This is a genomic window from Salinivibrio proteolyticus (assembly GCF_027286365.1).
GTDB lineage: Bacteria > Pseudomonadota > Gammaproteobacteria > Enterobacterales > Vibrionaceae > Salinivibrio > Salinivibrio proteolyticus.
This window is the reverse complement of record NZ_CP114584.1, coordinates 2,190,762-2,215,736: the sequence shown is the minus strand read 5'-3', so window position 1 is coordinate 2,215,736 and position 24,975 is coordinate 2,190,762. Positions and strand designations below refer to the sequence as shown.

19 protein-coding genes and 1 tRNA gene are annotated in these 24,975 nt (G+C 49.5%); 17 read left to right on the top strand and 3 right to left on the bottom strand.

Annotation, left to right across the window (positions count from 1 at the left end):
* Positions 1–140: 140 nt before the first annotated feature.
* The 7 genes from N7E60_RS10505 (at position 141) to purF (ending at position 10,448) form a co-directional block, all read left to right on the top strand.
* On the top strand, positions 141–4,451 hold the full coding sequence (locus N7E60_RS10505; RefSeq protein WP_269597448.1) for a FimV/HubP family polar landmark protein: 4,311 nt from the start codon (positions 141–143) through the stop codon (positions 4,449–4,451).
* Positions 4,452–4,594: 143 nt separating this feature from the next.
* On the top strand, positions 4,595–5,398 hold the full coding sequence (truA, locus tag N7E60_RS10500; protein ID WP_167314712.1) for a tRNA pseudouridine(38-40) synthase TruA: 804 nt from the start codon (positions 4,595–4,597) through the stop codon (positions 5,396–5,398).
* Between the two features lie 150 nt (positions 5,399–5,548).
* Entirely contained in the window at positions 5,549–6,466 is a 918-nt protein-coding gene (accD, locus tag N7E60_RS10495; protein ID WP_077455684.1) for an acetyl-CoA carboxylase, carboxyltransferase subunit beta, read from the top strand.
* A 68-nt stretch (positions 6,467–6,534) separates the two neighbouring features.
* Entirely contained in the window at positions 6,535–7,785 is a 1,251-nt protein-coding gene (gene folC, locus N7E60_RS10490) for a bifunctional tetrahydrofolate synthase/dihydrofolate synthase (RefSeq protein ID WP_269597446.1), read from the top strand.
* A 12-nt stretch (positions 7,786–7,797) separates the two neighbouring features.
* Entirely contained in the window at positions 7,798–8,343 is a 546-nt protein-coding gene (locus tag N7E60_RS10485; RefSeq protein ID WP_269597445.1) for an SPOR domain-containing protein, read from the top strand.
* Positions 8,344–8,404: 61 nt separating this feature from the next.
* The gene (locus tag N7E60_RS10480) at positions 8,405–8,902 is read left to right on the top strand and encodes a CvpA family protein (RefSeq protein ID WP_269597444.1); all 498 of its coding nucleotides are present in this window, start codon (positions 8,405–8,407) and stop codon (positions 8,900–8,902) included.
* A 31-nt stretch (positions 8,903–8,933) separates the two neighbouring features.
* Positions 8,934–10,448, top strand: a complete 1,515-nt coding sequence (gene purF / locus N7E60_RS10475) for an amidophosphoribosyltransferase (protein ID WP_096629521.1) — start codon at positions 8,934–8,936, stop codon at positions 10,446–10,448.
* Positions 10,449–10,561: 113 nt separating this feature from the next.
* Here the strand turns inward: purF and N7E60_RS10470 are convergent, their stop codons facing one another.
* A complete protein-coding gene (locus N7E60_RS10470) occupies positions 10,562–11,161 on the bottom strand; it encodes a Yip1 family protein (protein ID WP_069590572.1) in 600 nt (199 codons plus the stop codon).
* 535 nt (positions 11,162–11,696) lie between these two features.
* Here N7E60_RS10470 and N7E60_RS10465 point away from each other — a divergent pair.
* From N7E60_RS10465 to N7E60_RS10455, 3 genes are all read left to right on the top strand, one after another.
* Positions 11,697–12,752 (top strand): response regulator, encoded by a 1,056-nt coding sequence (locus N7E60_RS10465; RefSeq protein WP_069590571.1) that lies wholly within the window; start codon positions 11,697–11,699, stop codon positions 12,750–12,752.
* 132 nt (positions 12,753–12,884) lie between these two features.
* Positions 12,885–13,382, top strand: a complete 498-nt coding sequence (rfaH, locus tag N7E60_RS10460; RefSeq protein ID WP_069590569.1) for a transcription/translation regulatory transformer protein RfaH — start codon at positions 12,885–12,887, stop codon at positions 13,380–13,382.
* 60 nt (positions 13,383–13,442) lie between these two features.
* Positions 13,443–14,195 carry a response regulator gene (locus tag N7E60_RS10455; protein ID WP_269597443.1) on the top strand — a complete coding sequence of 251 codons (753 nt, stop codon included), beginning with the start codon at positions 13,443–13,445 and terminating at the stop codon, positions 14,193–14,195.
* Here the strand turns inward: N7E60_RS10455 and N7E60_RS10450 are convergent.
* Positions 14,132–14,928, bottom strand: a protein-coding gene (locus N7E60_RS10450) for an IS5 family transposase (RefSeq protein ID WP_269597063.1) whose coding sequence is annotated in 2 segments (ribosomal slippage) — positions 14,132–14,587 and positions 14,590–14,928 — 795 coding nt in all. Because the reading frame shifts where the segments join, the coding sequence is not laid out codon by codon here. The two genes, N7E60_RS10455 and N7E60_RS10450, sit on opposite strands and share 64 nt — an antisense overlap.
* Positions 14,929–15,011: 83 nt before the next feature.
* Between N7E60_RS10450 and N7E60_RS10445 the strand changes: the two genes are divergently transcribed.
* Together N7E60_RS10445 and N7E60_RS10440 are read left to right on the top strand one after the other, a co-directional pair.
* A complete protein-coding gene (locus tag N7E60_RS10445) occupies positions 15,012–15,524 on the top strand; it encodes a GGDEF domain-containing protein (protein ID WP_269597442.1) in 513 nt (170 codons plus the stop codon).
* A gap of 216 nt (positions 15,525–15,740) precedes the next feature.
* Positions 15,741–16,988 carry a response regulator gene (locus N7E60_RS10440; protein ID WP_269597441.1) on the top strand — a complete coding sequence of 416 codons (1,248 nt, stop codon included), beginning with the start codon at positions 15,741–15,743 and terminating at the stop codon, positions 16,986–16,988.
* Positions 16,989–17,026: 38 nt separating this feature from the next.
* Here N7E60_RS10440 and folD read toward each other — a convergent pair whose 3' ends face one another.
* Positions 17,027–17,884, bottom strand: a complete 858-nt coding sequence (folD, locus tag N7E60_RS10435; protein ID WP_269597440.1) for a bifunctional methylenetetrahydrofolate dehydrogenase/methenyltetrahydrofolate cyclohydrolase FolD — start codon at positions 17,882–17,884, stop codon at positions 17,027–17,029.
* A gap of 296 nt (positions 17,885–18,180) precedes the next feature.
* On the opposite strand from folD, the gene N7E60_RS10430 reads away from it, so the two are divergent.
* The 5 genes from N7E60_RS10430 (at position 18,181) to lon (ending at position 24,868) form a co-directional block, all read left to right on the top strand.
* Positions 18,181–18,257: transfer RNA gene (locus N7E60_RS10430), tRNA-Arg, on the top strand.
* A 345-nt stretch (positions 18,258–18,602) separates the two neighbouring features.
* On the top strand, positions 18,603–19,907 hold the full coding sequence (gene tig, locus N7E60_RS10425) for a trigger factor (protein ID WP_077480677.1): 1,305 nt from the start codon (positions 18,603–18,605) through the stop codon (positions 19,905–19,907).
* Positions 19,908–20,184: 277 nt separating this feature from the next.
* Positions 20,185–20,808 (top strand): ATP-dependent Clp endopeptidase proteolytic subunit ClpP, encoded by a 624-nt coding sequence (gene clpP / locus N7E60_RS10420; protein WP_069590560.1) that lies wholly within the window; start codon positions 20,185–20,187, stop codon positions 20,806–20,808.
* 265 nt (positions 20,809–21,073) lie between these two features.
* Positions 21,074–22,351 carry an ATP-dependent protease ATP-binding subunit ClpX gene (gene clpX / locus N7E60_RS10415; protein WP_069590558.1) on the top strand — a complete coding sequence of 426 codons (1,278 nt, stop codon included), beginning with the start codon at positions 21,074–21,076 and terminating at the stop codon, positions 22,349–22,351.
* Positions 22,352–22,495: 144 nt separating this feature from the next.
* Positions 22,496–24,868 (top strand): endopeptidase La, encoded by a 2,373-nt coding sequence (gene lon, locus N7E60_RS10410; protein WP_069590556.1) that lies wholly within the window; start codon positions 22,496–22,498, stop codon positions 24,866–24,868.
* Positions 24,869–24,975: the final 107 nt, after the last annotated feature.

Genomic DNA, 24,975 nt, shown 5'->3' with positions numbered 1-24,975 from the left:
ACACTTTTATATCATCAAACTACAGTTTTTAGCATGGCTTCCGATATAGTTAGATATTTAGTGAGGCCATTTCTGCCATAAGGGGTGCGGGTGTGTCCGACGCACAGCAAAGTGAACAGTCTTCTCATCGTAAAACGTGTATGACTACTGGAAAGTTCAGTCAGCGTCTTGCTGTCTTGCTAGCCATGGTCGCGTTTATTGTCTTCAGTTTTTCTACTGTTTCTGTGGAAGCGGCGATTCGTATTCTTGGACCGCAGGATGAAATGACCACTGAGGCGCAATCAGCGCCGCAACCAGTGAATACGCCGACACCGCAGCGTTATGGACCAACAGGGGCGAATGAAACCTTGTGGTCTATTGCCACTCAAATGCGGCCGAATAACCAAGTCAGTGTTTATCAAACCTTGGGAGCGATTTTTCGCTTAAATCCGAATGCGTTTGCGGATAACAATATCCATAGTTTGCAGCCTGGCAGTAACTTATTAATGCCCACCTTGGCGCAAATTCAGCGTGAAAGCACTAACGATGTTGTTGCGCGCCTCGAAATCGACCAAGCGAGAAAGCAAGCACAGGCAACTCCGCAAACGCCACTTAGCACCCAAGTGAGCGCACCTCGAGAACCTCAGCAACCGGCTGCCTCTCGTCCTGAAGCAACGCCTCCTTCACCAGACACTGAAGACGCCGATGCATCTTCGATGGCGGAGCCGTCAAGCGATGACATGTCACCACAGCCACAAGTGGTTGAGAATTTGCAGTCACAATTGCAAGCATCTGATCAAGAAATGACGCGCTTGGTAGAAAGTAACCATGTGCTCAAAGTCCGCTTATCGGAAGTTCAACACGAGCTTTCTGCGCTGAAAGAGCAAGTGGGCAATGATGCTGAATTGAACCAAGAAATCCGCGCGTTCTTAGAGCAACAACGCCAAGCAAAAGTCGCAAAAGAAACCCAGCCGCCATCAGCGGTGGAGTCATTGATGGATAGCCCGTTATTGCTGGCTATGCTAGCGATTCTGCCTGGCGCTGCGATTGCGGGGGCGATTTTCTTCTTCCTCTCGCGTCGTAAAAAGCAAGAGGATGACGTCGAAGAGCCAGCAGCGCTCGATCATGATGAAATTGACGATGATATGCCGGTTATCATGGTGCCTGATCCTGAAGAGGAAGAAGCCAATGAGGAGCCGCAGGATGATGAGTTAGAAATTGCCGACGACTTTGGTAGCGATGAAGACCAAATGTTCGGTGATGACACGGACCTCGACGATCTTGACTTGGATGATGACCTCGATGATATGTCGGGTAACGAGTCGAGCGTGGCACCCAATGGGGATGATGCTATTGGCCTGGAGGACATGGAGCGAGCGCTGGATGAGCTAGCGGAGGCTCCCCCAGAAGAGACGCCTGAACCATCGGTCGAAGAAGAGTCGACCCCAGAAGAGTCAGACGCTGCTCCTGAAGAAGAAATGAGTGCGGATGAAGCACTGGCTGCAGAATGGGCAAAATCACTCGAGGAAGATAATGGCGGCGATGTTGATGATATCGACGCCCTGTTAGCCGGTGAACAAGGTGAGGGTGCTGACCAGCCGGAAGAAGCAACATCAGACACAGACAAGGCTGCTGAGGAGCCAGAAGACGCACCAAATGATGCCTTGTTTGACAAGGTTCTCGAAGACGAGCCTGAGCTTGACCTTAGCCAAGACATTGATCTATCGGATGACGATAGCGACGATGACGACCTATCCCTCGATAACACCACCGAGTTGCTCGATGAGCTGGTTGGTGATGAAGAAGAGGCTGATGACGAGGCTTGGATCAACGATGACGATGATGATATCGACGAGTTTGATGAGAGCAGTGACGCACTGTTAGACGAAGTGCTGGATAAAGATGATCCTCACCTTGAAGACTCGGATGCGCTGCTTGAAGAAGTGGTAGGGGATGATGATATCGACCCACTGGCTGAGGATGATGATCCGGCTCTTTGGGGGGAAGACGACACCGATCCGAATGAAGCTGAACTAGAGCACCTGCTTTATGACAGCGACGATGGCGATGAGACTGATATCGAAAATGATATACCAGAGCCAGACAGTGACGATAGTGACGAAGCTGAGGAAACCGCCGAAGCGGATGCGTCAGCAGAAGATATCAGCGAAGAAGAGGTGCCAGCAGAAGACGGTGACGATGATCTAGATACTGAGCCAGCGGACAATGACACTGCGGATGCAGATGAAGCCGCAGAAGATGCTAGCGAAGATGATGCGCCAACAGAAGACGGCGACGACGATCTAGACGCCGAGCCAGCAGATGATGACACTTCGGATGCGGATGAAGCCGCAGAGGATGCTAGCGAAGACGAGGCGCCAACAGAAGATGGCGACGATGATCTAGACGCTGAGTCAGCAGATGATAAAACTGCGGATGCAGATGAAGCCGCAGAGGATGCTAGCGAAGACGAGGCGCCAGCAGAAGGCGGCGACGATGTTCTAGATACCGAGCTAGCGGATAATGACACTGCGGATGCAGATGAAGCCGCAGAAGATGCCAGCGAAGAAGAGGCGCCAGCAGAAGATGGCGACCATGATCTAGACGTTGAGCCAGCAGATGATGACACTGCGGATGCAAATAAAGCCGCAGAGGATGCCAGCGAAGATGAGGCGCCAACAGAAGATGGCGACGATGTTCTAGATACCGAGCTAGCGGATAATGAAACTGCGGATGCAGATGCGGATGCGGATGAAGCCGCAGAAGATGCCAGCGAAGAAGAGGCGCCAGCAGAAGATGGCGATCATGATCTAGACGCCGAGCCAGCAGATGATGACACTTCGGATGCGGATGAAGCCGCAGAGGATGCTAGCGAAGACGAGGCGCCAGCAGAAGGCGGCGACGATGTTCTAGATACCGAGCTAGCGGATAATGAAACTGCGGATGCAGATGCGGATGCGGATGAAGCCGCAGAAGATGCCAGCGAAGAAGAGGCGCCAGCAGAAGATGGCGATCATGATCTAGACGCCGAGCCAGCGGGTGATGAAACTGCGGATGCAGATGAAGCCGTAGAAGATGCCAGCGAAGATGACGCGTCGGCAGAAGATGGCGATCATGATCTAGATGCCGAGCCAGCAGATGATGACACTGCGGATGTAGATAAAGCCGCAGAGGATCCCAGCGAAGAAGAGGCGCCAGCAGAAGATGGCGACGATGATCTAGACGCTGAGCCAGCGGATGATGAAACTGCGGATGCAGATAAAGCCGTAGAAGATGCCAGCGAATACGATGCGCCAACAGAAGACGGCGACGAGGATCTAGATGCCGAGCCAGACGATGATGAAGGCGAAACTCTTGACGATCTCAGTGAGGAGGACCTTCTCGACCTAACCAGTTTGCCAGAGTATGACGAAGAAGCTGCATTAGCAGATGCTGAACCGCTTGATCCTGAAGAGCAGGCCGCGTTCGATAGCATGCCAGAGCCAGAGCCAGAGCCAGAGCCAGAGCCAGAGCCAGAGCCAGAGCCAGAGCCAGAGCCAGAGCCAGAGCCAGAGCCAGAGCCAGAGCCAGAGCCAGAGCCAGAGCCAGAGCCAGAGCCAGAGCCAGAGCCAGAGCCAGAGCCAGAGCCAGAGCCAGAGCCAGAGCCAGAGCCAGAGTCAGAGTCAGAGTCAGAGCCAGAGCCAGAGCCAGAGCCAGAGCCAGAGCCAGAAACCAGCAACCGAGACTATGAGTTTGACTCACTCTCTCTAGATGAACTTGGCGAGTTTGACGAAGACGATGCATTGAGTGCCGCTCTGGATGAGCAACGTGAGCTCGAGTCTTACTTCGATGAACAAGGCCGTGATGCGGGTCAAGGCGATAGTCGCGATATTAGTGAGCTGGATGATGACGACCATCAAGTGGGTGGTCTCAATATGGATGCTCTGTTGTCTGAACCGGATGGCGATGAGCCTCTTGATCTGTCCGGGCTCTCTGATGAAGAAGCGGCGGTGTGGCAAGCGGATAATGAACCAGAGCCCGAAGCTGAAAGCGAGGACTGGAGTCAGCAGCCTGCTATGGACCCAGAATCGCTTGAGAAATTCGAATTAGAGCAAGCGCTTGATGACGATTTGCTGAATGAAGGGGAAGCAGAGAGCGAACTCATTGATGAAGGGGAAGAGGAGCGTGATTACATCAGCATCGAGGAATTGATGCGCGATGATGGTAGCGCACCGGATATTGACCCGGATAAAGCGGAAATGAACTTAGACGTGGGGCTGGATGAATTTCCTGATGTGCTGGAAGATATCAGCGCCATCGATGTTGATGGTGATACGGCCAGTACAGAAGCGGCCACGAATCTCGATCTGGCCAAAGCCTATCTAGAGATGAACGATGTCGATGGTGCGATTTCATTGCTAGAAAAAGTCATGCAATCAGGGAATAAAGCGCTTCAACAAGAGGCACGACAGCTGCTTGAGCAGCTACGATAAAAAACAGGCAGCTTCGGCTGCCGTTTTTTATCTTTGCGTTGGCGACATCGATGATTAAAGAGGCCCGGTATCGGACCTGCACATCGCATGTATTACGTATATAATGCGGCGCCTTGATAGTGAGTAAACGAAAAGGCACAAGCATGAGAGTCGCGTTAGGCATTGAATATGATGGAGCGCAGTTTTACGGTTGGCAGCGCCAACGAGAAGTTACCAGCGTCCAAGCGCACTTGGAGCGTGCTTTATCCATCGTGGCTAACCAAACTATCGATGTTCAATGTGCTGGACGAACCGATGCTGGTGTGCATGGGACTGGTCAAGTGGTGCACTTTGATGTGGATAGCCAGCGGCCGTTAAAAGCATGGACACTAGGTGTGAACGCTAATTTACCGGATGCGATTGCTGTTCGCTGGGCAAAAGAGGTGCCTGACAGCTTTCACGCTCGGTTTAGCGCGACCGCTCGTCGTTACCGTTATATCATCTACAATCATCCTCTGCGTCCGGGCATTTTAGCCAAGGGGGTCAGCCATTATTATGGTGAGTTGGATGAAACCTTAATGCATCAGGCCGGTCAGTACTTATTGGGGGAAAACGATTTTTCCTCGTTCCGTGCTGCGCAATGTCAGTCAAAATCACCGTGGCGAAATGTGATGCATTTGTCGGTGAGTCGTCGCGAGCGTTACATTATCATCGATATTAAAGCGAATGCATTTGTTCATCATATGGTGCGAAATATTGCAGGTAGCTTGATGGCTGTGGGCCGAAAAGAACATCCTCCCGAATGGATTGAATGGCTGCTGGCCCAAAAAGATCGCACCTTAGCGGCCGCCACCGCCAAAGCGGAAGGCTTGTATTTGGTTGAGGTTGATTATCCGCAAGAGTTTGCGCTGCCCGATGCGCCGATTGGCCCCCTGTTTTTACCCGATGAGGTCATTGAACGGGCCTAAATAGTAGCGCGTCAAAGGGTAGAGCGAAGAATAGGTAGTACCAGTTTTTTATCCCAAGTCTGACTGACTTGTGATTTAATTCGGTCTAATTTGTTACGAATCCAAGATGGACGTCCTATGCGGACGCCCATGATTAAGTAAAGGTTGTCCATGAGCTGGCTTGAAAAAATCCTAACGAAAAGCAACATTGGTTCATCGCGCAAAGCATCCATTCCTGAAGGGGTGTGGACCAAGTGTACGTCCTGTGACCAAGTGCTTTATCACGCAGATGTAGAGCGTAACCTAGAGGTATGCCCTAAGTGTGATCATCACATGCGCATTCCTGCTCGTCGCCGCCTTGATGTGTTTCTCGACAAAGACGGTCGCGAAGAGATTGCCGCTGAGCTTGAGCCGAAAGATGTGCTGAAGTTTCGTGACTCGAAAAAATATAAAGACCGCCTTTCTGCGGCACAAAAGTCGAGTGGTGAGAAGGACGCACTGATCGTCATGAAAGGAACCGTGTTAGAGGTTCCCGTGGTTGCCTGTGCCTTTGAATTTAAGTTCATGGGTGGCTCAATGGGTGCCGTTGTAGGTGCACGTTTCGTGAAAGCAGTAGACACTGCGATTGAGAATAACTGTGGTCTGGTATGTTTTTCTGCCAGCGGTGGCGCGCGTATGCAAGAAGCCTTGATGTCGCTGATGCAGATGGCGAAAACTAGCGCTGCGCTGGAGCGTCTTTCTCGCCATAAGCTGCCGTTTATCTCGGTGATGACCGATCCAACTTATGGTGGCGTCACCGCCAGTTTCGCAATGCTTGGCGACGTCAATGTCGCGGAACCTAAAGCCATCATTGGTTTTGCGGGCCGTCGCGTGATTGAGCAAACGGTACGTGAAAAGTTACCTGAAGGCTTTCAGACCAGTGAATTCTTGCTCGAGCATGGTGCCATCGACATGATTGTTGATCGTCGCGAAATGCGTCAGCGCTTGGCAGGGCTGCTTGCGAAACTGAGCAATGTGAAATCACCATTGGTGGTTGACGTTGAACAAGACAAACCACAAGAAGACGAGCAATCTGCCTCTCAAGAGTAAGATTTGACCGTGTTCCTCAGCGTTATCCTTGGTATTATCTACCCATCATGTAGCAACTGACCAAGTTAATGTCTGAACAATGCATTCCTACAGCCACGTCCCCGCTATCGACGTGGCTGTCTTATCTTGAATCCATCCATACCAGCGCGATTGACTTAGGTTTAGAACGCGTTGCCCACGTTGCCGAGCATGCGCAATTGACCAAACCTGCCCCAAAGATCATAACAGTGGCGGGTACCAACGGTAAGGGAACGACTTGTGCGCTGCTCGAGGCGATCTTGCAGAATGCGGGCTATCGCACTGGCGTATATAGCTCTCCTCACCTTGTTCATTACAACGAACGCGTGCGTATTAATGGCAAACCATTAGACGATGCGGCGCATTGCCAAGCATTCGCCGCCATTGAGCAAGCGCGCGGAGAAACCAGCCTGAGCTTTTTTGAGTTTGGTACCTTGGCGGCGTTGCAGCTATTTAAGCAGCACGAGCTTGATGTCGTGATCCTTGAGGTCGGCCTTGGGGGACGCTTAGATGCAACGAATGTGGTCGAGCATGACGTATCAGTGATCACCAGTCTAGCGCTGGATCATTGTGATTGGCTCGGCGATGACATCGACCAAATCGGTTATGAAAAAGCGGGGATTTTCCGTGCGGGTAAACCGGCGATTTGTGGTCAACCTGCGCCTCCTCCGAGTGTTGCTGCGCATGCGGACGCGATTGGTGCAGACTTGTATCAAATTGGTTATCAGTATCACTATGTACAGCAAGGTGATACCTGGTGTTGGCATGCCGGTGCCTTTGATATGGATGCGCTGCCAGTTCCTCATATTCCTATGCAAAATGCGGCAACGGCATTAATGGCGCTTGGGGTCGCAGAGCTGAATATCGCTGACACGCATATCTCCGAGGCATTGCGAACCCTCACTGTGCCTGGCCGGATGCAAGTTATTTCAAGCCAGCCTTACACCGTGTTTGACGTCGCCCATAATCCGCACGCCGCGCAATATTTGGCGGATAGGTTAGCGACCATTAAGCAGGATAAAGGCGGAAACATCCATGCTGTGGTTGCTATGCTGGCAGATAAAGATATTGCCGGCACGTTAGCGTGCTTTGAGGGAATTGTTGACCATTGGTATCCCGCTTCCTTGAGTGTCGCACGGGGGGCTCCGGCGAGTGCTTTGTCCGTAAACGCAGAGGAGCGATTTGACACCCCTTATCACGCTTATCAAGCGGCCTACCAAGCGGCGGAACCCGAGCGTGATTGTGTGGTCGTATTCGGGTCGTTCCATACCGTGGGGCAAGTGAGTGAACAGATTAATTAAAACGGAGTCGATGTGGCCAGTAAGTTGCAAAAACGATTAGTCGGTACGCTGGTATTGGTGTCAATGGGGGTGGTTTTTTTGCCAGATGTTCTGGATGGCAAAAAAGAGCACTATCAAGAGAGCTATCAAAGTATTCCTCTGCGCGATGACTTTGATGCGTCTGTGACAGAAACTCCCATTGCTGAACCACAGGTGGCTGATGTTGCTGTGCCTGACACCTCGGTAAAAACAACCGACGAAGAAGGGGGCGCATCAAACCAGCGTGAAACGCCCCCTGATTCAAAGGCATCTGAGTCGATCGCCACGGTAGATGGCGCGTGGATGATTCGTCTTGGTACCTTCCGCAATCAGGACAATGCGCGCCGTTTGGTCAGCCAATTGCGTGACAAAGGTTACCAAGCCCATATTTTGCCACGGGATCTGAAACCTAATGACCTTGCCAAAGTGGTTGTGGGTCCAGATGTGTCTAAAAACACGCTGGAATCTCAATTGGCAGACTTAGAATCTCTCACCGGGCTGAAAGGGCAATTGCGCAAATTTGACCCACTTACCCAATAAGAAAACGTTTGCGTGAGCATTTTTTCTGTTAGAATGCGCGCGTCTCGAGCAAGTGAATAACATGATTTGGATTGATTACCTGATTCTTGGCGTCATTGGTTTTTCGGCGCTGGTTAGCGTTATCCGAGGCTTTGTCAAAGAGGCATTGTCTTTGGTGATTTGGTTTGGTGCTTTTTTTGTCGCCAGCCAATTTTATCCGCAACTTGCGGTGTATCTCACCAACATACAGGATGCGGTGATCCGTAACGGAACCGCTATTGCCTTACTGTTTATTGCTACCCTCGTTGTGGGTGCAGTGGTCAATTATGTGATTGCCCAGTTAGTGCAAAAAACAGGACTATCAGGGACAGATAGAGTGTTGGGGATTGTGTTCGGAAGTGTTCGTGGGGTGTTGATTGTCGCCGCCGTCTTGTTTTTCTTGGATGCGTTTACGTCAGTCTCTAAAACCCAAGCATGGGGACAATCTGAACTGATTCCTAATTTTGCTGTAGTTATTGAATGGTTCTTTAACTACCTCGAGAACAGTTCCAGTTTCTTACCTAAGATCGCGGGGTCTTAGGCTGGTTTACGCGTAACAAGGAATAGCTGACATGTGTGGTATTGTTGGAATCGTAGGGGCCAATCCGGTCAACCAGTCCATCTATGATGCGTTAACGGTGCTACAGCACCGCGGCCAAGATGCAGCCGGGATTGTCACCATCGACGACAATCGTTTCCGTCTTCGCAAAGCAAACGGCTTGGTGAAGGATGTTTTTCAACTTAAACATATGCAACGTTTACAAGGTCATGTCGGTATTGGCCATGTGCGTTATCCGACCGCCGGCAGCTCTAGTGCCTCAGAAGCGCAGCCGTTTTATGTCAACTCTCCCTATGGAATAACTTTGGCGCACAACGGGAACTTGACCAATGCAGAAGCACTCCGTCATTCCTTGTTTGAAAAAGACCGCCGCCACCTAAATACCACCTCAGACTCTGAAATCCTCCTCAACGTTCTTGCGCACCAGCTTTCTAACGCCGTGTCACATCCGCTTACCGCCGATGATATGTTTGCTGCCGTCCGCTCGGTGCATGAGCAGGTATCGGGTGCCTACGCGGTGGTATCCATGATTATCGGTCATGGCATGATTGCCTTCCGTGACCCGCATGGTATTCGTCCCCTGTGTTTGGGCAAGCGTGAAGAGCAAGGCCAAGTTGAATACATGGTTGCTTCAGAGTCGGTTGCCCTTGATGCAGTTGGTTTTGACTTTGTCCGTGATGTGGCCCCAGGTGAAGCCGTCTACATTACTTTCGATGGTCAACTTCATACATGCCAATGTGCGGCCTCACCAAGTTTGCACCCGTGTATTTTTGAATTCGTTTATTTCTCTCGCCCTGATTCGTTTATCGATAAAATTTCGGTGTATGGCGCGCGCGTTCGTATGGGACAAAAATTGGGTGCGAAAATACAGCGAGACTGGGAAGAGATGGACATTGATGTGGTCATCCCGATTCCTGAAACGTCCTGTGATATTGCGCTCGAAATTGCGCAGGTGCTCGGCAAGCCCTATCGACAAGGGTTTGTAAAAAACCGCTATGTAGGCCGCACGTTTATCATGCCCGGTCAACAAATGCGCCGTAAATCAGTGCGCCGCAAGCTCAATGCAATTCGCTCAGAATTTAAAGATAAGCGCGTTTTGTTGGTGGATGACTCGATTGTGCGTGGCACGACGTCGGAGCAGATCATTGAAATGGCGCGTGAAGCCGGTGCGAAAGAAGTGTATATCGCTTCCGCAGCACCAGAAGTGCGCTTCCCCAACGTGTATGGTATTGATATGCCCAGTGCCAATGAGCTGATTGCTCATGGACGAGAAGTGGATGAAATTACCAAATTGATTGGTGCCGACGGTTTGATATATCAAGACTTAAGCGATCTTGTTGCCGCTGTCGGTGAGGCTAACCCCGCCATCGAACGTTTTGAAACCTCTGTGTTTAGTGGTGAGTACGTGACCAACGATGTCGACCAAGCGTATTTGGAATACATACAAAGCTTGCGTAGTGACAGTGCGAAAACAGTTCGTGAACAACAACAAGAGCTCGCCAATTTAGAGATCCATAATGAAAGCTAAAAGCCCGTGGATAGCGTGATGATAACGAAAAAAGCCGCATCGATGCGGCTTTCTTATCTTTGTTGGCCCGCGCCAACGCTTTGGGCGCGGGTGGTCCAGAACACAGTGGTACGCTAGTGCGTAAATACAGGCCCAATTCCAACGTTCCACAGAATCACCGACGATGCCAATATGGCGACCAGTAACACTAAACCACAAGTGACGACTGAACTTGCGTAGATAAAGCCGCGCTCTTCGGGGATCTCCATAAGAATGGGTACACCGGTGTAGAGTAAATATACCGAGTAGGCGATACCAATCAGCCCGACGATCATCACAAACCATACAACCGGATATAGGGTTGCCAGTCCAACCATAAAGATTGGCGTGGCGGTGTACGCTGCCAGCTCCAAGCATTGGGTGTAAGTGGGAGCGGAGCCAAAGGTTCGACTCATCCACAACGTGAGGTAGGCAAGCGCACACACACCACCAATAAGTGCTAGATACATCGCACTGGCGATAAACAGTGCGCTTTGTGCAGTGAGAAAGATCGGTTCTCCTACCCCGATTTTCCAGCCGATATTTACACTGGAGTAATAAGCGCAAACTGGCGGGATCAGCGCCAATAACAGCGCATGACCGATGCTGTGTGACGCGCCTTCATGGCGCTCACCAATGGTCTTCCATTCTTTTTTCGGGTGCGTATACAACCCGATAAGATGACTCAAAATCATAGCTACCCCCACATATCCTTCCTGAATCCGTGCAAGCGCCACCACAAAAAAGGTTGCCCTGTTTGAGACTGTCCATGCACTGTGATTAACCGACGCCAATTTACTTTACATACAGTTAACATCTAGTCGGAAAGGTTTGAATATGCAAGTATTCGCACTGTAGAGCAGATAAAGTGCGCTACACCTGTATGCACGAGACAGGCAGAAAGTGTGGTGCTGCCTCTAAACGCAGACAATCAATGTACGTTGTGTGATGGCTCTCATGTTTCAGATAGACTTTTTGCCGTGTTAATACCGAGTAGCGTACTGTGATAGAGTAATTGATTTGCAAGCCTTTTTTATGCTGCCAACCATTGGCTTGAGTAAGGTGTCTAGCAAAGTGGTAATAAAAACTCCATTTTAAACAGCTGTTTATATTCCTTTATTGATTTAATTATCATTATTATCTTCCCGGGAGTTTGAGTTCAACTATTCTTATCGGGTATTGTCGAATGGGAGACAGCCGCTGCTTTGCAGTCCTGGAGGAGAGAGCATCGTGTTGCATAATAAAGAAATTTTGATTGTCGAAGACGATCCCGTGTTTAGTCGTATGATCGCATCCTTTCTCGAGCGTGAAGGGGCAACAGTGCGTGAGGTTGAAAACGGACTAGAGGGGTTGCAAGCGCTTCGCCAATCCATCCCAGACTTACTGATTAGCGATTTATCCATGCCGGTGATGACTGGTCTTGAGTTTGTTGAAGAAGTAAGTGTGGAATACCCGATGTTGCCGATGATCGTCATTTCAGGCACGGGAGGTATGGCGGATGTTGCCCAGGCATTACGGTTTGGCGTGAAAGACTTTCTGATCAAACCGATTGAAGATATCAATGTGGTCAAAAAGGCGATCGAGACAGTGATCGATGATGCTAACGATGATGTGCACGCCAATGACGACTTCAGTCAGCAGTGGTTCAAAGTGTGTGAAGATGCCGATCGCGGTGCCTCTGAAAATGAACTCAAGTGGCATTTGGATGCACTGAAGCATAATCCGGGCAGCGCGCGAGAGCTTTTAATGGGGCTGATGCCTGAGCCAGACTCCCAACAAGGCGCGTGGCGCTTGTCCTATCATTCGCTCCAATCGGCCGACGCGAATCCGATCGTGCTCGATTACACTTGGCTGATGGGAGGAAAAATGGCTTTTTATGTTGTCGATTCTGCCTCGGCTGGAGAGGATGGAACGGCAACAACATTAATGATCCGGGCATTCTTTAATGAGTTTGTACGGACCCAAGATGTCAATGAGCGTGGTTTTCTCACCCTGGTAAAACGAATCGAAGATGCAATTCGGGCTTCTTCGTATGCATCCCCCATCCGTGCCATGTTTGGGGTATTGAACACCGCCGACAATCAGCTGGAGATCTTTCCGGCGGGACTGACCGCGACGGTTGATAGTTGTGGCACAACCAGTTTATTGCATAGTGCGCACTGGTTAGGGAAAGATGCCATTCACAGTCAGTTCCAATATGTTGATATGGGGGCGGGCGATGCACGTGTGTCACTAAGCGAAGTAGGGCTTAACAGCTTTAGTGTTGATATCCAAAGAATTGCATAAAAAATAGAGCGGGAGACTCCGTATAATGGGGCTTGCGCCTTGCTGCGTTGTGTGAACATCCGTATACTCATGTCGCTGTGTTGCTATGATTAAATGGCGTAATGCGAAAGCCGATCTCAAGGACAGAACGACATGAAGCATTGGTATCTGCTCTACTGTAAACGCGCGGAACAACAACGCGCTGAGCAAAACTTAAAGCGCCAAGGCGTAGATTGTTATTATCCCATCGTCACGGTTGAGAAGCTTCGCCGTGGTAAGTGCCAGCAAGTTGAAGAGCCCCTTTTCCCTAATTATGTGTTTGCTCACTTCGATCCTGAAGAGGTGCAATACACGTCCGTCCGCTCAACGCGAGGCGTGGTCGACTTTGTTCGCCAAGGCGCGCATCCTATTCGAGTTGACCAATCGCTTATCCAGCAGCTTATGATCATGGAAGATAGCGACGAGCAGCGTGACAAGCTTAATGATGGCTTTAAACCCGGCCAAGCGGTCACGATCCAAGCGGGGCAATTTGAAGGGGCGGAAGCGATTTTTAAGGAAAAAGACGGTGAGATGCGTTCCATTCTGCTGATCAAAATTCTCAATAAGCAAACGGAGTTGCGCGTCGACAATCGTCACGTCAGAGCTGTCTAATCCACGCCGCACATGACTGCTACACTTTCTATCTAAGGACACGAGATAGTGGGGGAGTGTGTGGAAAAGGTGCTGATCGTTGAAGACAGCCGCGCTTTTCGGATGTTGGTCGAGTATGAAGCTCGTCAGCATGGCTTAGCGACCGTGGCGGTGGCCTGTATGGCCGATGCAGAAGCGGTTCTGAATCAAGACGTCGATTTTTTGTGCGCGGTTTTAGACTATAACCTGCCTGATGCGCAACACGGTGAGGTAATTGATCTTTGTCTTGCCAACCATTTAAAAGTCATTGTCTTGACGGCTTCTCAAACGGAGACCATTCGCAAGCAAGTGCTTGCTAAGCCGGTGATTGACTATATACCGAAAGACAGCAGCCATTGTGTGCAGGCAGTCTGTCAACTGCTGTTACGATTATCGCGCAATAAAGATCACCAAGTGCTCATTGTCGACGACTCTCCCTCAGTACGAAAACATGTTGCGGCCACGCTTGAACGCCAATATCTCAAAGTCCATGAGGCCAATGACGGTGAGCAAGCGCTATCTATGTTATCGATGGCGCCTGGAATTACCTTGGTCATTACTGATTATGCGATGCCGAATATGGATGGGATTGCCTTGGTCCATCAGATCAGAAAGCACCATGAAGGCGCCATGCTCGCAATCATCGGGCTATCTGGCCACCATGATGATACTCTGACGACCCGTTTCCTTAAGGCGGGCGCGAATGACTATTTACAAAAGCCATTTAGAACCTATCCCAAAAGGGATTTATTCCAAACAATGAGGCCACAAGCAAAATGCAACATGGCCTCGTAGTTTTCGATTTTCTTTTCCCAACGAACAAGCAATCTACGATAACGGTTTAGCCAGCTATGAGTTCGCTCCACAACCCAACGATGAGCCTTAAAATCATCCGATTGCTTCAAGCTCGCGGCCTCTTCAGCACGTGATTGAACATGGGGAATGTAGTTCAAAGCAACCAGTTCATCATGTAACCACTGGCCTGTATAACCTTTGTCTAGGTACAAAGGTACTTTCAGCGGCGGCCGATAACACTCTAGTGCATCTAATGTTTGAAGTACCAGCTTAATGTCGTGGACGTTTGCGCCATCGCTAACAACAGCCAGTGGCAATCCATTCGCATCCGTCAACAAACTGCGTTTTACGCCTTGTTTCGCACGGTCTGTTGGGTTCTTACCTGTTTTTTTGAGCCAGCTAAAGGTGCTTTAGTTTGGCACCCGTCCATTGATATGGAACTCCAATCAACCCCTTCGTAAATCAGGCCATTTTGCCAAAATCGCTCAAAGACTCCTGCATCTCGCCACTCTTGAAAACGACGATGTGCAGAGCTAGAGGAACAAATACCTGTCGCGTTAAGCGCATTCCACTGACAACCAGTTCTGAGAACAAAGAGGATGCCGTTCATGGCATCACGATTATCGACTCTCTTTCGATGTGTTCCTAGAGGATGGTTCGTCTTGTGGATTGGTAAAAGCGGCTCAATTTTTGCCCAAAGGGCGTCAGAGATTAGGTATTGTGTCGAATTCATTTACAGTATTTTCAATAGGTGTTGATTTACTCAGACAACACCTATTGAGATAGGTTCTTAATCAAGAAGAGTTCTATTGCCGCGTGCACTCTTGCCTAAACGCGATCGATAGCGAGCGGAGTTTATTCACATTAGCCAATACCGACTTTTTAACAGCACTTTGGAATCGACGTTACTTTTTTTCCCAGAGCGAGAAGCTGCCGGATGAGGAGATTAAACATCTAGCCATTATCGATATTGATCACTTCAAGCGCATCAATGACCAGTATGGACATCATGTTGGCGATGAGGTGTTGTCTCACGTAGCTGCAACGCTAAGTGCACACTTCGAGAATGATCTAGTCGCGCGGCTAGGTGGGGAAGAATTTTGTGTCTTATCGACCCGAGAGCAGTCTACCTTTCAACAGGCGTTAGAGCGCTATCGACAACAGCAAGCGGACATCATCATTCCTGTTTCTGGATTTGAAATAACGGTCACTGTCAGTATTGGTGTTGTCTCTGCGCAAGGTGGGATTGAAGCCATGTTGCATGATGCGGACCGAGGTTTGTATCAAGCCAAAGAAATGGGGCGTAATTGCCTGATCGCACTATCGTAATAAAGCTGACAGCCTGACTTTTAAAGCAGACAATCTGGGCGTTTTTTCGGCACAAACAATCGTCTCTGTCCCCTCACTCGGTACAAAAATGTCTCAATGTTGAGATTTTCCATCATATTTAACATTCAACCTCTTGATTAAGCGTAAGCTTGGCCGCTTCTTGCCCAAATTGCGCATTTCTCGCGCACAACTTATGCCAGATATGGTGCTTTGCTTATGGAATACAAAGTGTTGGTTGTGGAAGATAGCCGACCTTTCAGACGGTTACTTGAAACTGAAATCCGTACAGCCGGTTATATTCCCTGTATTGCAAGTTCGATCGCACAAGCAGAAACGATTTTAAATCAAGAAACAGATTTTCTTTGCGCGATACTGGATTATTGTTTGCCCGACGGTCAGGACGGTGAAATCATTGATGTGTGCTTGTCACTTGATATCAAAGTCATTGTATTAACGGCCATGATGGATGCACGTACGCGGGAGCGTGTGCTGGCGAAGACTGTGATTGATTACATCCCCAAAGACAGCCCAGCTTGTGTCTCATCAATTGCACCGTTGCTGCATCGCCTCGAGAAAAACCAGCAGCATCATGTATTGGTGGTGGATGACTCACTGACCTCGCGTCGTTATGTGCGCAGTTTACTGGAGCGCCAGTATCTAAATGTGATGGATGCGCAAGATGGGCAGGAAGCACTCGCGATGGTGCGTGCCGACCCGCGTATTTCATTAGTGATCACCGACTACACCATGCCAGAAATGGATGGGGTACAACTGGTCAAGGCACTCCGTCAGCATAAAGTCGATGGCCAGCTTGCCATTATTGGTTTATCCGGCGATGACGATCCGAGTTTGACGGCCCGTTTTCTAAAAGCAGGTGCGAACGACTTTCTGGCAAAGCCATTTAACCAAGAGGAATTTTACTGCCGTTTGCACAGCACATTAAATGCGCTGGATACAGAAAGGCGTTTGTTTCATTTGGCAAATACCGACTATTTGACCCAAACCTGGAACCGTCGTTACTTTTTCGAGCATCCTCAAACGCGGAAAAACAATGGCCCACGAGGGCTAGCCTTGATTGACATTGACCACTTTAAAAAAGTGAATGATAGCTTGGGTCATCACATTGGCGATATTGCGCTGATTGAGTTGGCCAAAGTGTTGAATCGTTATTTCCCAGACGCGTTGGTTGCACGATTTGGTGGTGAAGAGTTCTGTGTACTGTACGGTAACAATGACCAAGGCTTTGAGGCCCGCCTAAACGCGATGCGAGAAGAGCTAGCAGCGACAACGTGGACACCTTACGATCAGGCATTTCAATTTACGGTGAGCATTGGCATGGTGCACGGGGATGCGTCTATCCATCAGTTGATCCAGCGTGCTGACCATTGTTTATATCAAGCCAAAGCGAAAGGGCGTAATCAACTCGTTAAAGCGTCAGAGCCGCAACCTGCGCTGTTGGTGTAAAAAAGCCGGCGGTCAGCCGGCTTATTATCATCACACGATTAGGCGTCGTGGTATTGCTCGCAGGCCATCAAGGTATTCTCAATCAATGTTGCCACCGTCATTGGGCCAACACCGCCGGGAACAGGCGTGATATGACTTGCCTTTTCATATGCCACGTTATAGTCAATATCACCGATTAGCTGGCCGCTATCCATGCGATTAATTCCTACATCAATCACAATCGCACCAGGCTTAATCCACTCGCCAGGAATAAATTTAGGTTTACCGACAGCGACCACTAACACATCGGCTTGACGAACATGCGCTTCGAGATCTTGGGTAAAACGATGGCAAGTGGTCGTGGTACATCCGGCAAGGAGCAACTCTAGTGTCATCGGACGGCCGACAATGTTTGAGGCACCGACGACAACGGCATGTTTGCCACGCAAAGGTACGTTGTAGCGGTCAAGTAAGGTGATGATCCCTTTTGGGGTACAGGAACGCAGCGTTGGCATACGTTGGCACAAACGGCCCACATTGTAAGGATGGAAGCCGTCGACGTCTTTGTCGGGACGGATACGTTCAAGGACAGAGGTAGCATCAATGCCCGCAGGTAAAGGCAGTTGCACCAAGATACCATCGATGGTGTCGTCATCATTGAGTGTATCGATCAGCGTCAGTAATTCATGCTGAGAGCAGGTTGACGGCAAATCGTAAGAGCGAGAGACAAAGCCCACTTCATCACAGACGCGACGCTTACTGCCCACATAAACCTGTGACGCTGGATCGTCACCCACTAAAATCACGGCAAGCCCGGGCGCACGGCGTCCCGCTTCTCTACGGGCAGCAACACGTGCTGCGACTTCTCGACGCACCGTTTGCGCGATCAGTTTTCCATCAATGATTTGTGCGGCCATAAGTATCCTTTGGCTAAGAGAGCAAAAAACGGGTCGATATTGTGACAAACTTCGGGCGTAAAAGCTATTGCGCAAACGTTTGCTTTGAGTGGTTTGGTGGCAGAGAAACCGTCAAAGTCATTGTGAATCAAAGGTGTTGTGCTAGATATCGCCTTATATTGATTGGAGGAGCTCCACACAACAGGGCTTTTATGCCGCGCGAACTGGCGTGCTTTTGAGCAACTGATTAGACATTTCGGTGAAAACCGTTGACGACGCCTGACCTCGCTTTATAATCCCCGCTGCATATCTATTTTGCGCCCTTAGCTCAGTTGGATAGAGCAACGGCCTTCTAAGCCGTGGGTCACAGGTTCGAATCCTGTAGGGCGTGCCATTTCTTTCGTTTTCGCTAGCGAAGATAATCTCCCGTTTCTGCTCAAAAGCTAACCAAACAGTGCAAAAACACAAAAAGATGTGATCTTGCCCGGTTGAATTGTGAGATATCACCCCAATTTCGATATTGAAACGCCATCGGTCGCCCCTTGTCTCGACTCAGTTGACGGGTGCCGCTATAATAGCGCGTCTTAATTTTCAGTCTCGGATGAGATAGCTCGATACGCCAATTGCGTGTATCCGGATTCGCAGGGGCTATGACGGATTCATAGCTCGGATGATGACACCAGTAAAAACTGGTCAACATCACTCAGTACCCCTGAGTAAATTTGAGGTTAATTTTATAATGCAAGTTACCGTTGAAACCACCGAAGGCCTAAAGCGCCAAATGACCATCACTGTGCCTGCTGCAAACATTGAAGACGCAGTCACGAAAGAGCTACGCAACATTGCTAAAAATCGTCGTTTTGATGGTTTCCGTAAAGGTAAAGTACCTTTGAAAATGGTTTCTCGCATGTATGGCGATGCAGTACGCCAAGACGTGCTGGGCGAGGTAATGCAGCGTCATTTCATCGAAGCCATCATCCAAGAGAAAACTAATCCAGCAGGTGCGCCAACCTTTACACCGGTAGAGAATGAAGCGGGTAAAGATCTGGTATTCAAAGCTGAATTTGAAGTGTACCCAGAAGTTGAACTGCAAGGTTTGGAAGCGATCGAAGTTGAAAAACCGCACGCAGAAGTACAAGACAGCGACGTTGAAGAAATGCTGACTACCCTGCGTAAGCAGCAAGCGAACTGGGTTGAAGCTGACGGTGAAGTAAAAGAAGATAGCCGTGTAACGCTAGACTTCACAGGTACCATTGACGGCGAAGAATTCGAAGGCGGTAAAGCGGAAGGCTTCCAGCTAGTCATGGGCCAAGGCCGCATGATCCCTGGTTTCGAAGACGGCTTGGTTGGCAAAAAAGCGGGTGAAGAATTCACTATCGACGTCAACTTCCCAGAAGACTACCACGCTGAGAACCTAAAAGGTAAAGCGGCGCAGTTCGCGATCAAACTTCACACTGTTGAAGCGCAAGAATTGCCAGAGCTAACTGAAGAGTTCGTTCAGCGCTTCGGTATTGCGGATGGCAGCGTTGAAGGCCTAAAAGCCGAAGTCCGTAAGAACATGGAACGCGAGCTGAAGCAAGCGATCAAAAACAAGATCAAAGAGCAAGTCCTTGACGGCTTGGTTGAGCAAAACCAAATCGACGTACCGTCTGCCTTGATCGATCAAGAAATCAATGTTCTGCGTCAGCAAGCGGCTCAACGCTTTGGTGGCAACATGGACAGCGCATCACAACTGCCACGTGAGCTGTTTGAAGAACAAGCCAAACGTCGTGTTAGCGTTGGCCTGCTGCTGGGTGAAGTGATCAAAGCAGAAGAGCTAGAAGCAGACGACGAGCGAGTTAAAGCTCTGATCGAAGAAATGGCTTCTGCATACGAAGATCCAGCAGAAGTGGTTGCTTACTACGAAAAAGATCAGAAGCTGATGGAAAACATGCGTAATGTCGCGCTTGAAGAGCAAGCGATCGACGCGCTGTTGGGTAAAGCGAAGGTTTCTGAAGCCAACGTTGGCTTTAGCGATCTGATGAACGCAGCACCACAAGCGTAAAACGCAATAAAAAACGTGGGTGTTGTCATTGACACCCCGTTCATGTATCTGCATAAAATGGCCCTAATGACTTGTCATTTGGGCCATTTTTTCCGTCTAAGGTTCTATTCGACTGTCCGCCAATCATGCGATAGCGAAGGTAACTTTTGCTTAGAAAATTGTCGATTAATCATCCAGCTGCGATCAACGACATAACATTTTAGTGACCTGTTACAGCGTTTTATGCTAAACCTTGGTTAAGGCGAGAGTTAACGAATTCGATTAGGGATATTACGCTATGAGCAATCAAGATAAACACGCAATGCCCCCCATCATGGATGCTTTGGTTCCCATGGTGGTTGAACAAACATCGCGAGGAGAGCGTTCCTACGATATCTACTCCCGCCTGTTGAAAGAACGCATCATTTTTCTCACTGGTCAGGTAGAAGATCAAATGGCCAACCTGATTGTGGCCCAGATGCTGTTCTTGGAGTCGGAGAATCCAGAAAAAGATATTTATCTATATATCAACTCCCCAGGTGGTGTGGTGACCGCCGGTATGGCAATTTATGACACCATGCAGTTCATCAAACCGGATGTGAGCACACTGTGTACAGGCCAAGCCTGTTCAATGGGTTCTTTCCTGCTTGCGGGTGGTGCAAAGGGTAAGCGTTATTGCCTACCAAACTCACGCGTGATGATTCACCAACCACTTGGCGGTTTCCAAGGGCAGGCGTCAGATATTGAAATCCATGCCAAAGAAATGATCAAAACCAAGCATCGCCTGAATACCTTGCTGGCAGAGCATACGGGTCAGCCGATGGAGATTATCGAACGTGATACGGACCGCGATAATTTCATGTCTGCTCAAGAAGCGGTGGACTATGGCTTGGTTGACGCCGTACTCAATCAAAGAGATTAAACCAGACGAATACCCTACATGCTTGGCGTGACAGCGGAAAAGACCATGGCTCGCCGGATTACATCCAAACATGGATGTAATGCTAGAGCGCACGGAATCCGGGATTGTTGCGCCAAGTAGAAAAGGTATACCGCTATGCATTGAAATGAGAGGATAACTTCTCATTCCCACACATGTGAGCGGGTGTCGGGTCGGAAAAAGTGGCCGATTTGTTGTAAACTCAACAAAAGGCAACGATGGGCAAACGCCCCAAAGAGGTTAGCGAATGACAGACAAGCGAAAAGACGGTGGAAGCGGCAAGCTGCTTTACTGCTCGTTCTGTGGTAAGAGCCAACATGAAGTTCGCAAGTTAATTGCTGGGCCATCGGTCTACATTTGCGACGAGTGTGTCGACCTATGTAACGACATCATCCGTGAAGAAATCAAAGAAGTGATGCCAAAGCGTGAGGGGGATGCTCTTCCTACGCCGCGTGAAATCCGTGAGCATCTGGATGATTATGTTATCGGCCAAGAGCAAGCCAAAAAGGTACTGTCGGTTGCCGTGTACAACCACTACAAACGCTTGCGAAATGGCGATAAAAGCGCCGACGGCGTTGAACTTGGCAAAAGTAATATCTTGCTGATAGGCCCGACGGGTAGTGGTAAAACCCTACTGGCTGAGACGCTTGCGCGTTTCCTGGATGTACCATTTACCATGGCGGATGCCACCACACTGACCGAAGCGGGTTATGTCGGTGAAGACGTCGAAAACATTATCCAAAAGTTGCTGCAAAAGTGTGACTATGATGTCGCCAAAGCAGAGCGCGGTATTGTATATATTGATGAGATTGACAAAATCTCACGCAAATCCGATAACCCATCGATCACGCGAGACGTATCGGGTGAGGGTGTGCAGCAAGCCCTACTGAAATTGGTAGAAGGGACAGTCGCATCGGTTCCACCTCAAGGTGGCCGCAAGCATCCACAACAAGAGTTCTTGCAAGTTGATACCTCGAAAATTCTCTTTATCTGTGGCGGTGCATTCGCTGGGTTGGATAAAGTGGTTGAGCAGCGTGTCGATAAGGGATCTGGCATCGGTTTTGGTGCAGAAGTCCGAGGTGCAAGCGACAAGTCAGCAGACGAGTTTTTCGGTAAAGTTGAACCAGAAGATCTGGTCAAATACGGCTTGATCCCTGAGTTTATCGGCCGTTTACCGGTCACAGCGGTTCTTAAAGAACTGGACGAGCATGCGCTTGTACAGATTTTGCGAGAGCCGAAAAACGCGCTAACCAAGCAATACAGTGCATTGCTAGAGTTAGACGGGGTTGAACTTGAGTTCCGTGATGACGCGCTTCGTGCCATCGCTAAGAAAGCCATGGAACGCAAGACAGGTGCTCGCGGTCTACGCTCAATCGTAGAAGCTGTGTTGTTGGATACCATGTACGACTTGCCATCGAGTAAAGAGGTAAGCAAGGTGGTGATTGACGAATCAGTGATCCGAGGTGAGTCAGCGCCGCTATTGATATATGAACACGCTGATAGCCAAGCAGCTGGTGGTGAATAACCGCGAGTATTGCGTGTAACCTTATCAGTGGTAAAAGAAAAGGGAGTGATTGCTCCCTTTTTTATTTTCTGGCGGTGGAGCCGTTGAAACCTGTCCAACAGTCCCCATATACTCTTAATCAGATTGAACGGAAGAGAGAAGCATATGAACTTGGAGCGTTCCGAGCGCATTGAAATTCCGGTGCTGCCACTTCGGGATGTGGTGGTTTATCCTCACATGGTGATACCACTCTTTGTGGGAAGGGAGAAATCGATCCGCTGTTTAGAAGCGGCGATGGACAATGACAAACAAATTCTGTTGGTGGCGCAAAAAGATGCCGCCACCGATGACCCGAGCATCTCTGACTTGTACACCGTTGGTACGGTGGCGACGATCCTTCAGCTTCTTAAACTTCCGGATGGTACGGTTAAGGTGCTGGTTGAGGGGATGCAACGTGCACGTATCGACCAGTTTAGCGAAGACGACTTCTTTACGGCGGAAGCCGAGTATCTCACCACGCCAGCCATGGACGAACGTGAGCAAGAGGTATTGGTTCGCACTGCGATCAGCCAATTTGAAGGCTTTATCAAGCTGAATAAGAAAATCCCACCGGAAGTGTTAACGTCACTGAATGGGATTGAAGAAGCTGCTCGCTTAGCTGATACCATCGCGGCTCACATGCCGTTAAAACTGCAAGATAAGCAAAAAGTTCTCGAAATTATCGACATCGCTGAGCGCCTTGAATACTTGATGACCATGATGGAGTCAGAAATTGACTTGCTGCAGGTCGAAAAGCGTATTCGTGGCCGCGTGAAAAAGCAGATGGAGAAAAGCCAGCGCGAGTACTATCTCAATGAGCAGATGAAAGCCATCCAAAAAGAGTTGGGTGAGCTGGATGATGCTCCCGATGAGTTTGAAGCGCTGAAGCAGAAAATCGAAGAATCTAAAATGCCGCAAGAAGCTCGAGAAAAAACCGAGCAAGAATTGCAGAAGCTGAAGATGATGTCGCCAATGTCGGCAGAAGCGACCGTTGTGCGCAGCTATATCGATTGGATGATCAGTGTGCCTTGGACCAAGCGTTCTAAGGTGAAAAAGGATCTCGCCAAAGCTGAAGAAGTACTCAATGCCGATCATTATGGCTTGGAGCGCGTTAAAGACCGTATCCTTGAGTACCTCGCAGTGCAAAACCGAATGAACAAGCTCAAGGGCCCCATCTTGTGCTTGGTTGGTCCTCCGGGGGTAGGTAAAACCTCTCTGGGACAGTCGATTGCACGCGCCACTGGGCGTAAATATACCCGTATGGCGTTGGGTGGAGTGCGTGATGAAGCGGAAATCCGTGGTCACCGTCGTACCTACATAGGGTCGCTACCGGGTAAATTGATCCAGAAAATGGCGAAAGTGGGGGTTCGCAACCCGCTGTTCTTGCTCGATGAAATCGACAAGATGTCATCGGATATGCGTGGTGATCCGTCTTCGGCATTGCTTGAAGTTCTCGATCCTGAGCAAAACAACGCCTTTAACGACCACTATCTGGAAGTGGATTACGACCTGTCAGACACCATGTTTGTGGCAACGTCGAACTCCATGAATATTCCTGGCCCGTTATTGGATCGGATGGAAGTTATTCGTTTGTCTGGCTACACAGAAGACGAAAAACTGAATATCGCTAAACGTCACTTGATTGACAAGCAAGTGAAGCGCAATGGCTTGAAGCCTCACGAGATCACCATCGAAGACTCTGCCATTATCGGCATTATTCGTTACTACACGCGCGAAGCGGGCGTGCGTAACCTCGAGCGTGAAATCTCGAAGCTGTGTCGTAAAACCGTGAAAGAGATCTTGTTGGATAAAGATCTTAAAGCGGTCACGGTCACCGCGGATAACCTGAAAGATTACTTGGGTGTGCGCCGCTTTGACTACGGTAAAGCCGATGAGCAAAACCGAATTGGTCAGGTGACAGGACTTGCGTGGACCGAAGTGGGCGGCGACCTACTGACCATCGAGACTGAATCGATGCCGGGCAAAGGCAAACTCACCCACACAGGGTCGTTGGGTGATGTGATGCAAGAATCTGTGCAGGCAGCCATGACAGTGGTGCGTAGCCGTGCAGATAAGCTGGGCATTAATAGCGACTTTTACGAAAAACGTGACATTCACGTGCACGTTCCTGAAGGGGCAACGCCTAAAGACGGCCCGAGCGCAGGTATCGCTATGTGTACGGCGCTGGTGTCGAGCTTGACCGGCAACCCAGTCCGTTCTGACGTAGCAATGACGGGTGAAATTACTCTACGCGGCGAAGTGCTACCCATCGGCGGCTTAAAAGAGAAACTGCTGGCGGCACGTCGTGGTGGCATCAAAACTGTGGTGATCCCAAAAGAGAATGAACGGGATCTTGAGGACATTCCTGACAATGTGAAAGAAGAAATCGACATTCATCCCGTGCGTTGGATTGATGAGGTTTTGACCATTGCGTTGGAAAATAATCCACTCGGTATTGAGCTAGTTAAGCCCGAAAAGAGTGACATGCAGCAAAATTAAGCAACGTAAAACGCTGACAGACCGCAAAAGGCTTGTCAGCGTTTTTTTTGCTAGCTAACGTTAATTCGAAGCCTTGGCCTGCATGGGGTGGGCAAGGAAGCTTTCAA